Below are 13,966 nucleotides of genomic sequence, written 5' to 3'. Positions count from 1 at the left end.
AGTTCGTCCCAGCGGTGGAGGACCTCGACGCCTCCGAGCAGGTGATCGTCGATGGCACTCTTTCCCTTTGTTGGGACTGGAATGAGCAGTCCGGTCTCTTCTCAGGGAAACACCGACGGACCGGGGTGAACCTCTAGGTCGTCGCCGATCTGACCGGCAGGCTCCTGCAGGTCTCCAGGCCGGCCCCAGGATCCACTCACGACGCCAAGGCCATCAAGGCCATCGGCCTCCTCGAACACTTCAAGAACACCCCGCCCCTGGCCGACAAGGGATATGTCGGGCTTGGACTTCTCACACCCGACCGGAAACCTGCAGGAGCAGAGCTCACGGAAACCCAGAAAAGAGGCAACCGGGTCATCAACTCGCTGCGGGCTGCTGTGGAGCGAGCCATCGCCCATCTGAAGACGTGGAGAATCCTTCACACACCCTACCGAAGACCCTTCCACACATTCGCTCAGACCATCGCCACAGTCATCGCGCTACAGTTCTACAAACAGACTTTTGAATAATTCTCCAGGATGCCCGCTGCGTCATTCCGCGACCCAATTGATTGCCCACGATCTGTGGGGACAGGCCTGCAGGATTCCGCGATCTCGGTCATCAGCGAGGACCGCTGAACGACGAGGCTTGTTCACAGGAGTCGTCCGCTGGAACGTTTCCCCTTGTCAGGTCTTCGTCCTGTCGTGTTGTGAACAAGCCTCGTCCTGATTGAGTTCGGCACTGTTATCCCTGTGCCGGCATGGCCGAGCTTCCGCCTCACGCATCGAAACACTGCCTTACCGGTGTCTGGAAACCGTAGACTCCAGCAGCCTCCCCAACAACATCACTGAGCCGATGCTCGAAGCCGACGGATTCAGATTCAGTCTGTACCTTGATCGGAACGAGCATCTTGCCCAACACCGATGCCATCCGCCGCTGATTGTTATGCGGAACCCGATAGGGTGCACCCTTACGGGAATTGGTTCATTCATCCCTGAATCAATACCCGAATTCTAATCCGTAACAACCCTGAGTCTGCCCTGGGAGGTGCGTATGAGGGAGGGCGACACAAGTGTGATCCTTGACGTGACGTGACGACTCGATGCAAATTATGATTACCGTTGCTGATTTTGTTCATCCGGAGGCGCCAATGAAGGCAAAACATTTCAGCGGGGCTTCACGAGTTGCTTTGTACGCGGCTCTCGCGACATTAGCCATTGCAATATTTCAGATAATTTTATCATTGGTGCGTGATGTTGATTGGATTCTGTTGATTGTTTCCGTGGGAATGATCGGATGTGAAACTCTGTTTATTCGAGAACTGAATGATTCGAACAACAATGAAGATTCAGAGTTAAAATGACTTCTATGACTTGGATGCGTACTTTTTGCCAGATTGTTGCGACAAGCGTAATTCTGTTGGTTGCGCTGCTCTGGATGACTCCGAGGGCAACGGCTGAGACTCAGTCTGGAGGCTCTGGTTCTGCAACCTCTTTGCATGTCGAGGGAGATTCTGAATCGAGCTTGATTATGAAAGTGGAAAATGGAAGATTCGTATCGGAAGGATCTGGAATTCTCCTTGAATATGCTGACGGTAGCCGTCATGATCTCGCTCCGGTGCTGACCGACACAAGAGGAGGAAGCACTCGGTTGCTGTTTCGTACATCGATGAGACGACGGTGAAAATTGATTCAGTGAAGGCCAGCACACCTCGTGCACATGCAGGTGGAGCAGCTTCGTCTCGGGACGCTTGGTCATGCGCGGCTGGATATACTGGACTCGTCGCGGGTGGGGTTGGTGCGATCGTGGCCCCTTATTCGATTCCTGCATTTGCGAGGCTGCTAACGAGTGGTGTTGGAGCGGCCGCAGGCTGTCATGACATGTGGTGATTTCGATGATTATCTGCGTGTTATAACAGATCTGGTGGGTGATTCTTGGCCTGCTGAATGTTGGTCGAGAACCGGCTCGAACAGCGTATTTCAATACGGGCGCCAAGGAGTTGTTGTCGTTGGTGGACGGTCGAGGTGTCGGCAGCTCCTTGGCGTGCCTCAACAGAACATGTCAAAAATAACAAGATGGCAGGAGGCTTATTCACGGCGTCTGTGGATAGCGTCGTGGCTAGAGGTGATGATCATGATCCAATCCCTATGAATAAGCCTCTAGCTAGCCGGACGCCAAGAAGATTGAGATTTATTCACAGTTCACAGAAGGTTCAGCGGGAGACGGAATCTCCAGCCACAACTTGATCCATTGGGCCGTAAATAAACCTTATCGTTCATGACATCCCATGTTCATGTGCTCCTTGTAGGACTTTATTCCTTGTCACACTCTCAACTGTAAATGCTGTGGACATAACTTCTATGGCTGTCATGAAACAAGATCGTTTTCAGTTTTAAGGGGTGGGAGGTGTTCGAAGTCGTGGTCGAAGGCGCGGCCGGTGATGTATGAGGCGGACGCGCTGAAGGTTTCTTCGGGAGGTTTCGTGTTGGACGTTGAAGATGTTGTTCTTGGCCGCGTTCCAGACGTGCTCGACTGGGTTGTGGCCGGGCGCGTACGGCGGCAGATGGATCGGCATCACGTATCGCCGGGACGTCCCAGAACTCGGCGTGGACACCGGACTAGGAGGACGGCTGGGCGAGAACAGCCTCGAGTTCTTGCTTCTGGGCGCGGGCGGGTTCCGCCGCGTTCTGGTTCCCCGCACGGCCGGCCGGGACCGAGCGCATCCGCGTGGCCTGCCACTCGGCCAGCCATTCCTGCACGGTCCTCTCCGTGCGTTCTACCGTCTCTGCGATGATGCCCACATCGACACCACGGGAGGCGTACAGAGAGGACGACCTGCGCGCCTACCAGCAGGCCTCCAGCGACATGCTGCAGAACGCCGCCGGCGCGGTGACCGGCTGGGTCGGTGTCGCGGTCATGTGCACCGGCATCGGCGGGCCCATCGGCGCCGCCATGATGGCCGGCGCCCTCACTCGCCGGCGGCAGCATCTGAATCCAGAAATCCTCCAACGGCGCCGTGGACTGGGGCACCGTCCTACGCGACAGCGCCGTCGGCGCCACCACCGGCCTGATCGGCGGCGGAGAGCCCGCCACGAATTTCTTGACACCAATGATTGGGACATGCAGGTTGAAGGTTGAGGACTGGCTGGTCGTTGCGCTGGATTACTTCCGAGCTTGACTGGAGCGTGCCGGCCATCTCACGTGAAGTCCGACGGGACTCGATCACGGCATGCGACCATCGACCGAGCGGCGTCGTCCTCCACGGATCCAGCCAGCACGACCCAACGTTCACCTTTGTCCGGGGTCCATTCCGCTTCACCGACCAGTTGGACCGGGTGCGGAAGAGCATGCCGCCCCGCCGTTCCCGGAGACTGCGGGGCAGCAGTGTCCTCCGCACTGCACGGACGGGGCCGACCCGACGCCCGATCGCTCACATCGTCAAGGCCGGGACAGCACGCTCAGCTCCGGAACGATCGTCTGCTACCGCCCGTCCCCGCCGCGCCCCGGCCCGTGGGCCGTTCACCCCTTCCTCGCGAAGGTGATCGCCTTGAACCTCTCGGTCTGCTCCCTGATGCCGATCTCGGCGGGGAAGCGCTCGACCGAGCTGGCCCCGTAGAAGCCGGTGATGCCCTCGGTGTGGTCGAGGACGTACTGGGCGTCCTCCGGATTGGCGATGGGTCCGCCGTGACACAGGCAGAGGATGTCCGGGTTGACCCTGCGCGCCGCATCGGCCAGGGCCTGGACCCTCACCGCGGCCTCCTCGAGGGTGATGGCCGTCTTCGCGCCGATCGTGCCCGAGGTGGTCAGGCCCATGTGGGGCACGAGGATGTCGGCGCCGGCCCGGGCCATGTCCGCGGCCTGCTCCTCGTCGAAGACGTACGGCGAGGTGATGAGGTCGAGCTCACGGGCCGTCCGGATCATGTCGACCTCGTGGCCGTAGCCCATGCCGGTCTCCTCGAGGTTCGCGCGGAAGACCCCGTCGATCAGGCCGACGGTCGGGAAGTTCTGCACGCCGGCGAAGCCGATCTCCTTGACCTGCCTGAGGAAGTGGGGCATGAGCCGGAACGGGTCGGTGCCGTTGACGCCGGCCAGCACCGGTGTGCGCCTGACCACGGGGAGCACCTCGTTGGCCATCTCCATGACGATGGCGTTGGCGTCGCCGTAGGCGAGCAGCCCGGACAGGGAGCCGCGCCCGGCCATGCGGAAGCGCCCCGAGTTGTAGATGACGAGCAGGTCGATCCCACCGGCCTCGGCCGACTTGGCCGTGATGCCGGTGCCCGCGCCGCCGCCGATGACGGGCCTGCCCGCGGCGACCTGCCGCCGGAAGCCCTCCAGGATCTCTTGACGTGACATTGCTTCCTCCTCAGTGATCGTGGTTCTCGATGAGTTCGTGGAGGGCCTCGGCCATGGACCGGCCGAAGCCCGGGTCGTTGATCGCCTGGTCCCTCTCGACCACGACGACCCCGCTGCCCGCCAGCCCCTCGCGCAGGGCCTCGAAGAGACGCTCGTCGGCGGCCTCGTCCCGGAAGGGACCGCCTTCGACGTCGATGCCGGAGACCCCGCGCAGCGGGACGTGGAGCCGGACGGGGCCGTTCGACGCGGCGAGTCTCGCGGCTATCCGGCGCCCGAGCTCGGCCATCTCGTCGGGCGTCGTCCGCATGAGCGTGACCGTCGGATTGTGCACGAGGAATGTCCGGCCGCTGAACTTCTCGGGGACGGTGTCCCGGGGGCCGAAGTTGACCATGTCCAGGGCCCCGAGGCTCACGACCTGGGGGACGCCCACGGCCCCCGCCCGCTCCAGGCGCCGGGGCCCGGCGCTGAGCACGCCCCCGACGAGGTCGTCGGCGAGTTCGGTGGTCGTCAGGTCGAGGACGCCCGTCACGAGGCCGGATTCGACGAGCTTCTCCATGGCGCGGCCCCCGGCGCCCGTCGCGTGGAAGACGAGCACCTCGTAGCCCAGCTCGTTCAGGCGCTCGCGGGCCTCGTCCGCGGCGGGCGTGGTGAGCCCGAACATGGTGATCGCCACGACCGGGCGCCTCCCGAGGCCCTCGGGCCGCCCCCGGCGCCGCTCGTGGGCCCGGGCCATCGCGGCGATGCCGGCGCACGCGTTGCCGAGGATCGGCGCGGAGACCCCGTTGACACCGGCGATGTCCACCACCGAGTACATGATCGTGGCGTCCACGTCGCCGACGTAGGGCCTCACGTCCCCCGAGGCCATCGTCGAGATGAGCAGCTTGGGCAGGCCGACCGGCAGGGCCTGCATCACGGCCCCGACGACCGAGCTGCCGCCGGAGCCGCCCACTCCGAGCAGGCCCTGGATGCGCCCCTCCTCGGCCATCCCGCGGGCGAGGGCCGCCGCTCCGCGCGACATCGCCGTCATCGACCGCCCGCGGTCGTGGGCCGCCCTCAGCCCCTCGGGGTCCTCCCCGGCCGCCACGATCACCTCCTCGGAGGTGACATCCGCCAGCGGGCTCCTCGAGAAGGAACCCACGTCCATCATGCACGTCCCGACGCCGTGCTCGCGCAACCGCGCGCGCAGCCAGGCGTACTCCTCGGCCTTGGTGTCGAGCGTGCCCACAAGCAGGACGACCGCCATGTTCGCACTCCTTCGTGATCCGCACCGTGGGCACGACCCTAGGGACGGCCGGGCCCGCCGCAATGGACCGGTTTGGAACAATTGGACCGTTGGCGGGCCGGGGACGGAGACTGGGCCCATGGCAGTCATCAACCGCACCGCCTCGGAGCTGTCGGCCATGCTGGGACCGTGGCGCGACGACGAGGGGCCGCTGCCCACGGCGCTCGCCGACGGGATCGCCGAACTCATCGATGCGAACATGATCCCGGCGGGCACCGCCCTGCCCTCCCAGCGCAGACTCGCCCGGCAACTGGGCGTCTCGCGCGGCACCGTCACGGGCGCCTACGAGCTGCTCGAGCAGCGGGGGAGGCTGCTGACCCGGACGGGATCGGGCTCGACGGTGCGCGCCGAGCTGAGTGCCCCGGGCGCGGACCTGACCGGGCGCCTGTTCTCCTTCTCAGACGAGTCGCGCAGGAGGATCGACCTGTCGAGCGGTGCGCTCCCGGCCTCCGCGGTGGCCCGCGAGGTGATGGGGCAGGCCCAGTTCGACACCCTTCACCACTACCTGCCCACCAACGGCTACTTCCCGGCGGGGCTGCCCGCCCTGCGAACGGCCATCGCGGAACGGCTGAGCCTGGACGGGATGGCGACGGCGCCGGACCAGGTGATGGTGACCAATGGCGCCCAGCACGCGACATCGCTGGTGGTCAGCACCTATCTGACCGCCGGCGACGAGGCGATCGTCGAGGACCCCAGCTATCGCGGTGCGCTGGAGATCCTGCGGACGCGGGGGGCCCGGATCAGGAGCGTGCCCTTCGGGCGTCATGGCATCGACCTTCCCCTGCTCGGACGGGCCCTGTCGAGGGGCCCGGGGCTGGCCTACCTCCAGACCGGCGTCCACAACCCCACCGGGCTCGCGACGGACCCGGCCAGGCGCCGCAGGCTCGCCTCGATGCTCGCCGAGAGCCCCGTTCTCGCCGTCGAGGACTGCTGCTCCTACGACCTCACCCCCGACGGACGCCCCGGGCGGACCCTCGCGGGTCTCCTGCCGGACGACCGGCTCGTCTCGATCGGGACGCTGTCGAAGCTCTTCTGGGGCGGGATCCGCGTGGGATGGATCAGGACGTCGCGCCGCCGCGTGCGCACCCTCCTCGAGGCGCGCAAGATCGTCGACCTGAGCACCTCGGTCATCGACCAGCTGATCGCCATCCGTCTGCTCGAGCGCGCGGACGAGGCACGGCGCGAGCGGACCGCGATGCTCTCGGACACCAGATCCGTCGCCGAGGGGCTCGTCCACGAGCACCTCCCCCGCTGGACGTGGCCGCGCACCGGGGGCGGGGCGGCGCTGTGGATCGACACCGGCCGGGACGTCACCGTCCTCGCCGAACGGGCCAGGCGGGCGGGGGTCCTTCTCTCGCCCGGGCCGAACTTCTCGGCCCACGGCTCCCACAGGACGCATCTGCGGCTGCCGGTGGCCCGCGACCGGGCGATGCTCGACAGGGCGCTGCGGACCATGGCGGAGCTGTCCGCCGACTGACCCGGTGCTTGTGAGCCGCCCCGGCCCGCAGCGGATCGAATAATGAGATCCCCGCATCACGGGCGCCGACTCACCGGCGGGCCCTGTCTGCCGGGAACAGATTCTTGGCGATCACCGCCAACACCCCGATCGTCTGGACGGCCACGCCGGAGTACCACGCGACGACCACCCGGTAATCGAGGTCTCCTCTCCTGACGATCATGTAGATGACCATTAGGATGAATCCACCGATCAAGGCGACGGTGACGAGCTTGTCCACCCTGTCGAAGAGCTTCTCCCGAAGTGTGAGAACCTGCTCCCGCTCCTTCGTGTCGAGCGAATCGGTGGGATCGCTCTCCTGCGGAGCGTCCTTCCTGCCGAGCGGGACATCAGTGTTCGCGAGGTCCGCCCAGGTAAGATCCTTCGAGACGTCGTTCCAGGCAGGTCCTTTTCGCGGCGGCGGAGAGCCTGCCGCAGCGTTCTCGGCGTCGCCGTCGGTCTCGTCGCTCACCCGATGCCCACCCCCAGCAGCCGGGCCCGGGTGATCACGGCACTGCGGGAGACCCCGAAATGGTCCACGAGCTCGCCCAAGCCGGCGCCGCGCTCCTCGACCATCCGCTCGAACTCGGCCTGCGGCATGAGGAGGTTCGCGGCGAAATGGTCGGCGTACCACTCATGCGGATTGTCGGCTCGGCCGCTGCGCTTGTCGGTGAACGAGTACTCGTCGTCGCCATTCTGCCGGCGCTCAACCAGGTGCCCGATCTCATGGGCGCAGGTGAAGCGCTGACGGGCCTTCGACTCGAAGCCGTTCAGGTAGATCTCGGCGCGCCGCTCGCCCCTCTTCTTGATGATCAGGCCGGAGTCGTCACCCATGCCCTGGGACAAGTAGCTGCGAGTCTTCATCTTGGAGGCGATCATGATCGGGTCGACGGGGAACGTCCCGTCCCAGTACTTGCGGCGGACGGCCTCGGCATCGATCTGGGCCTTGTCCTTGATGAGCATCATCGCACCCCCTCCCTCTGACGGCAAGCTTATATGGCAGCCCCGCCACTTCTTCGCTCCGGCACCATCAGTCTCACGAGCCAGCAGATCGAGAACGAAAAACGGCTGGGAACCCTGCGTCAGCGCACCAGCGGCTGGGCAGCCACCGATCGGCTCAAGATCTGCCGGCCGTGTCCCAGCTGTTCTCACCCTCCTCACCAGGGGTTTCGCCGCCGCTCGCGCTCTCCCCCGCCGGAGCGATACCCGAACGCAGGTACTGGAACAGCGGGGGCCCGCCCGGCTCGGGGTGCAGCACCCGCACCTCGACCTTGTAGACCTCCCGCACCACCTCGGCCGTCAGCACCTGCGCCGGCGGCCCGTAGTGCACGGCCCGCCCTCCCTCGAGCACGAGCACCTCGTCGCAGTAGGCGGCGGCCAGGTTCAGGTCGTGCAGCGCGACGACGACGGTCAGCCCGGTGGCCCGCACCCGGTCGAGCACGTCGAGCTGGTGGGCGATGTCCAGATGGTTCGTCGGCTCGTCGAGCAGCATGATGCGGCCCTCCTGGGCGAAGGCCCGGGCGATCTGCACGCGCTGCTGCTCGCCGCCCGACAGGGTCCACCAGTGGCGCTCCAGCAGGTGCTCCACCCTGGTCGCGCGGGCGGCCCGGCGCACGACGCGGCGGTCGTGCCCGCTCACCCCGGCCCAGTGGCTCCGGTGCGGGATGCGCCCAAGGTCGATGACGTCCTCGACGAGCACGTCCTGATCAGTGGTGGCCTGCTGCTGCACTGCCACCAGGGTGCGCGCCATCTCGCGCCGGCCCCACTGCGAGTAGTCGCGCCCGTCCAGGCTCAGCTCGCCGCGGTCGGGCTCGACGAGTCGCGCCAGCACATTCATGAGGGTCGACTTGCCGGCCCCGTTCGGCCCCAGCAGCCCCAGCACGTGGCCGGGCACGGCCGTCACGTCGATGCCGTCGATGATGACGCTGCCGCCGGCCGACCAGCCGACGCCCTTGGCCTCGAGCCTCATCGCGATCTCCTTCTGGCCAGCAGCGTGGCGAAGACGGGCACGCCCACCATCGCGGTGATGACGCCCACCGGCACCTCCAGCGGGGCGAAGGCCGAACGGGCGATGGTATCGGCCCACAGCAGGAAGATCGCCCCGAGAACCGCCGAGACCGGCAGCACGCCGCGGTGACGGGGCCCCACGAGCATGCGGGCCATGTGCGGCAGCACCAGGCCGACGAAACCGATGGCGCCGCTGGACGCCACGACGACCGCCGTCAGCAGCGCGGTGAGCACGAGCAGACTCACGCGGGTGCGCCTCACCGCCACCCCGAGCAAGGCCGCTTGGCGCTCCCCGAAGGTGAAGGCGTCCAGAGAGCCGGCCATGCCGAGCCCGAGCACCAGGACGACGGCCAGCGACGCCGCGGTGAGCGCCACATCCGTCCACGAGGCGCTGGCGAGCGAGCCCATCAACCAGTACAGCACCCCGCGGGTGGTGTTCGCGTCGGCGCCGACCATGATGATGAACGAGGTGAGCGCCGAGAAGCCCTGGGTGACGGCCACGCCGGCGAGGATGATCTTGTCGGCCGTCCCACCGGCCAGCCGGGCCAGGGCCAGCATGAGCGCGAAGGCCCCGAGCGCGCCCCGCCCGACAGGCCCAGGGACGTGCCCACGCCCAGCACGAGGACGATCACCGCGCCCGTCGAGGCGCCCGAGGAGACGCCCAGCAGATAGGGCTCGGCCAGTGGGTTGCGCAGCAGCGACTGCATGACAACGCCGCAGATGCTCAGCGACGCCCCGCAGGCGGCGGCCAGCAGCACCCTGGGCAGGCGCAGCTGCCAGATCATCGCCACCTGCAGTTTCGTCAGCCCGGGGTCGCCGGCCAGGTGGAGCTCGTCGGCCAGCACCGACCACACCTGAGCCACGTTGAGATCGGCGGGGCCGAAGGTGATGGCCGTCACCACCGAGACGAGAAGCAGTACCACGCCGACGGCGGTCACGAGCCCCGCGTTGAGACGCCCCCCGCGGGAGACGGGCCGCCGGCTCATCGCAGGCCGTACTGCTTCAGGCCGGCGTCGAGCTTCTCGGCCAGATCGACATTGCGGATCGACGGGTTCATGTCGCCGCCGGCCACGATGATGAAGCGCCCGTTCCTCACCGCGTCCATCTGGGCGGTGACCGGATTGCTCTTCAGGTAGTCGATCTTGGCCTGCGCGGTCTCGGCGGTCTGGGACTTGCGGGTCAGATCGCCGATGACGAGCACATCGGGATTCTTGGCGGCCATGTCCTCCCAGCCCACCTGCGGCCACTCCTTGGCCTCGCCGGAGTAGACGTTGGTCACCTCCAGGTCGTCGGAGATCATCTGCGAGGCGCCGGTGCCGCCGGCCACGTAGGGCGACTCGGAGTTGGCGAACCAGAAGGCCGCGCTCACCTGCTTGGCGCCGTCGGCGGCGGCGACGGCCGCATCGAGACGGCCGCGCAGCGAGCCGACGAGCTCGGTGCCCTTGTCGGGGACGCCGTGGATGGCGGCCAGGTCGCTGATCTCCTGGTAGATGTCGCCCATCTCCAACGGCTTGGACTTCTCCGAGTCGCCGGTGCCGGTCTCGCCCTTCTCGCACTGGTTGGGTGCCAGATAGGCGGGCACGCCGAGCTTGGCGTAGCTGTCGTAGGAGCCCGAGCCGGTGTCGTCGAGCGTGCTGGGGAACGAGGCCGTGACGAAATCGGGGCTGGTGGCCAGCACGGCCTCGAGCGGGGCATTGTTGTCGGCCAGCCGCTCGACCTCGGCGTTGGCCTCCTCCAGATTGCCCAGCACCGGATCGGTCCAGGTGGCGGTGCCGACCATCTGATCCGCCACCCCGAGCGAGAGCTGGATCTCGGTGGAGCTCTGGTTCAGCGAGACCGTGCGCTCGGGCGCGGCGTCGAAGTGCAGCTCGTGGCCGCAGTTGGTGATGGTCAACGGGAAGCCGGTGGAATCGGCGGCCGGGCCGCCGGAGTCCGGCGAGCCCGCACCCGAGCCCGAGCAGCCGGAGACGATCAGCGCGCAGCAGTTCAGGGCCGCGCCGAGACGAATGGCATGCGGGACACTGCGCCCCATGGCGGTACTCCTTCAGGTTCGGGGTGGATACGCGACACCCGGTCCTGCGCCCCGACCTCGGAGCGCGCCACCGATCGGTCTTCGGACTCGGGTTCACCCGCCGAACCGTCCTTCCCGGGCATCGCTCCCAGTGGCTCGTCGATCCGGCGTCACCCACACCGCTGCGCGTCAGTTCCGGCCTCGCACCGGATTCCCTGCCCCGTGGCACTCGGCCCCGTGAGCACTCGATGACGCCAGCACCATATCCCATCGCCGTCTCAGACGGGACGGGGCGCCGGGGACGATCCTCCACTTCAGGTTCCTGTCGGGGAGAGCCACTGGTGTGAGCAGCGGGAAGGAGACCTCATGACTCGCTCGGTGCATCCCCGCCGGCCAGTCGCATCCGTTCCCGAGAGGTGCGCCGCCGATGGCCGGCAGGGAGCTTGACAAGCAGGCTCTGCGAAGGCATTGCACGTCGTGCCCGGATCACCTGATCCGCTAACACTTGTTAGGGCTTCCGTGCTAGCTTGGCGCTACCGCGAGAGCAGCGCCCGGGACTGCCGCTGAGCGATTCGGATCATTGACATGACTGACCTCCTCGAACTCGAGTTCCTGATCGGCCCCATCGACGAAGGCCTCGCCGACGAACTGGCGGCCGAGGGCATCGCCATCGCATGGGGGCCCAACTACTGCACTGCCAGCACCATCCTGGAGCCACGGGCCGATGCCGTGTCCGAGGCGCTGGACTTCGCCGCCCTGCTCCGGAAACACGGGGTGAGCGTCAAGGAACTGCTCCCGTCGCTGGTCAACGCCGCCGCCATCGCGACCCGGTGCGACGTGAGCCGCCCCACGGTGTCCGAGTGGACGAGGGATACGTCCTTCCCCCCGCCCTTCGCCCTCATCACGAGCCCGATCTGGGCCTGGCACGAGGTGCGCGCCTGGGTCGGGCAGCGAGCGCATGGGAAGGTCGATCTGAGCCAGGAGGCCGACGCCCTGTCGTCCCGCGACGCTCACCAGGTCTCCAGCCGCCTGTCCCTCCACGGATATGGGAAGCCGCATGGACTGTTCACGCCGAGATCGGCCGGGGCGCCGCGGATGACCTGCTGATCACGAAGCTCCGGCGGCCGGTCTCCTCGGCCGCAGCGGCCAGCGCGCCCAGGGGCGTCCCCACCCGTGTCCTCGGACGGGACCTCCCAGTAACCCGCCACGCCCGGCGCGAATCGTTTCGTCTTCACAGGCTCGGCAGTTATCGTGTCCCGCAGGTGCCGGCTTCACCGCCCTGTCGCGCAGCCGAAGGGCCGCGGGCGGGCGGCGGGTCGCCGCTACCGCGGAGGTGCGCCCATGGCCCTACCGGGCCGGGCCGCCGTCACGACAACAGAAAGCAGAGAACCGTGCATCGGGACCTTCCCCTCCACTCGAAAACGGCTTCTCGCGCGGGGCGCCGTCGGCGGCCTCCCGCGCGGGTCGCGCTGTGCGCCGCGGTGGCGTCCGTCATGCTCCTGGCCCAGGGTGCCGCCGACGCCCGGGCCGACGATCTCGACGACCAGTACGCCGCGCTCCAGGACCAGATCACCAGCTCCTCCGGCAGCGTGTCCGACGGCTACGCCGCGCTCGACGCGGCGATGAGCGCCCTCACCTCCTCGCGCGACGAGCTCTCCAGCGCCCAGAAGACCGCGGACGCCGCGAACCAGGCCCAGCAGGACGCCCAGAGCGCGGCCGACGCGGCATCAGCGGCCCTGACCACCGCCCAGGACAACCGTCGGGCCGCCCAGGAGCAGGTCGACGCGGCCCAGGGGCAGGTCGACGCGGCCAAGCAGGAGATCGGCATGGTGGCCAGCCAGACCGCCCAGCAGAACACCGGCCTGACGAGCATCGCCCTTCTGATCGGCAACGGTTCGACCAGCCAGATCAGCAACCGCGTGCAGTGGGCCAACCAGTCCCTCTCGTCCACCCAGGCCAGGGTGGACGCCTACCAGAACGCGCTCGACGAGCTCTCGGCCAGGCGCGACGCGCTGGTGTCGACCGAGGATGACGCCCGGGCCGCCCGCGACGAGGCGGTCAGCCGGCTCGTCGAGGCCCAGACCGCCTCCCAGGCAGCCGCCGACGCCGCTGCGGCCGTCCAGGAGAAGGTCGACGCCAACCAGGCGGCCCTGGCCGCAGCCCAGGGCATCGTCGAGCAGGCGGTGGTCAGCGATGACGCGTTGAAGAGCCAGGCCGGCGAGCTGGCCACCCGGATCCAGGCCCGCGACGAGGCCGCCGCTGCCGCCGCAGCCGAGTCAGCGGCCGCCGCGACCCGCTCCGGCACCGCGGCCGGTTCCAGCTGGCTGACAACGAACATCGCGCCCGGCCAGATCGCGCCGTACAGCGTCGACCAGGCGGTGGCCACGGCCCAGTCGCTCGAGGGGAACATGTACTACGGCAACATGTGCCTGGCCCTGGTGGCCGCCTTCTACGGGTACTCCAGCTCCGGGGTGAACTCCGCCGCGGACGCGGCGGCGACCATCCGGGCCGCCGGGCAGATGCAGTACGACACCTCGGACATCCCCGTGGGCGCCCTGCTCTGGTACGACGGCACCCCGGCCGGCAATCCTTTCGGGCATGTGGCCATGTACGCGGGCAACGGGATGATCTACTCCAACGGCGCGGCCAATGGCGGGGTCGGGACGATCTCGATCGACACCCCGTCGTCGGGCTGGGGCGAGCCGCTCATCGGCTGGTCCAGCGTCTGGCTGCCGAATGCGACGGCCTGAGCCCGCCCGCACCTCCCGCCCGCCGTGCAGGCGGCCGGGTCCGCGGCCATGAGCCCCGGGAGGCGCGCGCCGGCGGCCGGCCGACGCCT

At 67.4% G+C, this 13,966-nt stretch carries 13 protein-coding genes, 1 pseudogene and 1 riboswitch; of the genes and pseudogenes, 6 read left to right on the top strand and 8 right to left on the bottom strand.

Annotated elements, in window-relative coordinates; genetic code table 11:
* The first annotated feature begins 149 nt into the window (after positions 1-149).
* From R2N01_RS11440 to R2N01_RS05600, 3 genes are all read left to right on the top strand, one after another.
* Entirely contained in the window at positions 150-509 is a 360-nt protein-coding gene (locus tag R2N01_RS11440; protein WP_399553244.1) for a transposase family protein, read from the top strand.
* Positions 510-1,081: 572 nt separating this feature from the next.
* Positions 1,082-1,342, top strand: a complete 261-nt coding sequence (locus R2N01_RS05605) for a hypothetical protein (protein WP_316669309.1) — start codon at positions 1,082-1,084, stop codon at positions 1,340-1,342.
* Between the two features lie 1,427 nt (positions 1,343-2,769).
* On the top strand, positions 2,770-3,117 hold the full coding sequence (locus R2N01_RS05600) for a hypothetical protein (protein ID WP_316669306.1): 348 nt from the start codon (positions 2,770-2,772) through the stop codon (positions 3,115-3,117).
* Positions 3,118-3,498: 381 nt separating this feature from the next.
* Here R2N01_RS05600 and R2N01_RS05595 read toward each other — a convergent pair whose 3' ends face one another.
* On the bottom strand, positions 3,499-4,332 hold the full coding sequence (locus tag R2N01_RS05595) for a phosphoenolpyruvate hydrolase family protein (protein ID WP_316669304.1): 834 nt from the start codon (positions 4,330-4,332) through the stop codon (positions 3,499-3,501).
* Positions 4,333-4,342: 10 nt separating this feature from the next.
* Positions 4,343-5,575, bottom strand: a complete 1,233-nt coding sequence (locus tag R2N01_RS05590; RefSeq protein WP_316669303.1) for a Tm-1-like ATP-binding domain-containing protein — start codon at positions 5,573-5,575, stop codon at positions 4,343-4,345.
* Positions 5,576-5,693: 118 nt separating this feature from the next.
* On the opposite strand from R2N01_RS05590, the gene R2N01_RS05585 reads away from it, so the two are divergent.
* Positions 5,694-7,091 carry a PLP-dependent aminotransferase family protein gene (locus R2N01_RS05585; protein ID WP_316669300.1) on the top strand — a complete coding sequence of 466 codons (1,398 nt, stop codon included), beginning with the start codon at positions 5,694-5,696 and terminating at the stop codon, positions 7,089-7,091.
* A 70-nt stretch (positions 7,092-7,161) separates the two neighbouring features.
* Here R2N01_RS05585 and R2N01_RS05580 read toward each other — a convergent pair whose 3' ends face one another.
* The 6 genes and pseudogenes from R2N01_RS05580 to R2N01_RS05555 form a co-directional block, all read right to left on the bottom strand.
* The gene (locus R2N01_RS05580; protein ID WP_316669298.1) at positions 7,162-7,581 is read right to left on the bottom strand and encodes a hypothetical protein; all 420 of its coding nucleotides are present in this window, start codon (positions 7,579-7,581) and stop codon (positions 7,162-7,164) included.
* Positions 7,578-8,075, bottom strand: coding sequence for an ImmA/IrrE family metallo-endopeptidase (locus R2N01_RS05575; RefSeq protein WP_316669297.1), 498 nt, complete (start codon positions 8,073-8,075; stop codon positions 7,578-7,580). The genes R2N01_RS05580 and R2N01_RS05575 overlap by 4 nt, the downstream gene beginning before the upstream one ends.
* A gap of 151 nt (positions 8,076-8,226) precedes the next feature.
* Positions 8,227-9,078: an ABC transporter ATP-binding protein gene (locus R2N01_RS05570; protein WP_316669296.1), complete on the bottom strand. Its 852-nt coding sequence runs from the start codon at positions 9,076-9,078 to the stop codon at positions 8,227-8,229.
* Positions 9,075-9,674 carry an iron chelate uptake ABC transporter family permease subunit gene (locus tag R2N01_RS05565; RefSeq protein ID WP_316669294.1) on the bottom strand — a complete coding sequence of 200 codons (600 nt, stop codon included), beginning with the start codon at positions 9,672-9,674 and terminating at the stop codon, positions 9,075-9,077. Before R2N01_RS05565 ends, R2N01_RS05570 begins: the two co-directional genes overlap by 4 nt.
* Positions 9,675-9,778: 104 nt before the next feature.
* A pseudogene (locus R2N01_RS05560) lies at positions 9,779-10,102 on the bottom strand (iron chelate uptake ABC transporter family permease subunit); the annotation flags it as partial.
* Positions 10,099-11,148 (bottom strand): ABC transporter substrate-binding protein, encoded by a 1,050-nt coding sequence (locus R2N01_RS05555; RefSeq protein ID WP_316669292.1) that lies wholly within the window; start codon positions 11,146-11,148, stop codon positions 10,099-10,101. The pseudogene R2N01_RS05560 and the gene R2N01_RS05555, both read right to left, overlap by 4 nt.
* Before the next feature lie 76 nt (positions 11,149-11,224).
* Positions 11,225-11,343, bottom strand: a riboswitch (cobalamin riboswitch).
* A 369-nt stretch (positions 11,344-11,712) separates the two neighbouring features.
* Between R2N01_RS05555 and R2N01_RS05550 the strand changes: the two genes are divergently transcribed.
* Positions 11,713-12,234 (top strand): hypothetical protein, encoded by a 522-nt coding sequence (locus R2N01_RS05550; RefSeq protein WP_316669290.1) that lies wholly within the window; start codon positions 11,713-11,715, stop codon positions 12,232-12,234.
* A 386-nt stretch (positions 12,235-12,620) separates the two neighbouring features.
* Entirely contained in the window at positions 12,621-13,877 is a 1,257-nt protein-coding gene (locus R2N01_RS05545; protein WP_316669289.1) for a hypothetical protein, read from the top strand.
* The last annotated feature ends 89 nt before the right edge of the window (positions 13,878-13,966 follow it).

The sequence above is a fragment of the uncultured Propionibacterium sp. genome, from assembly GCF_963539965.1.
Lineage (GTDB): Bacteria > Actinomycetota > Actinomycetes > Propionibacteriales > Propionibacteriaceae > Propionibacterium.
This window is presented reverse-complemented; position numbering and strand designations above follow the sequence as displayed.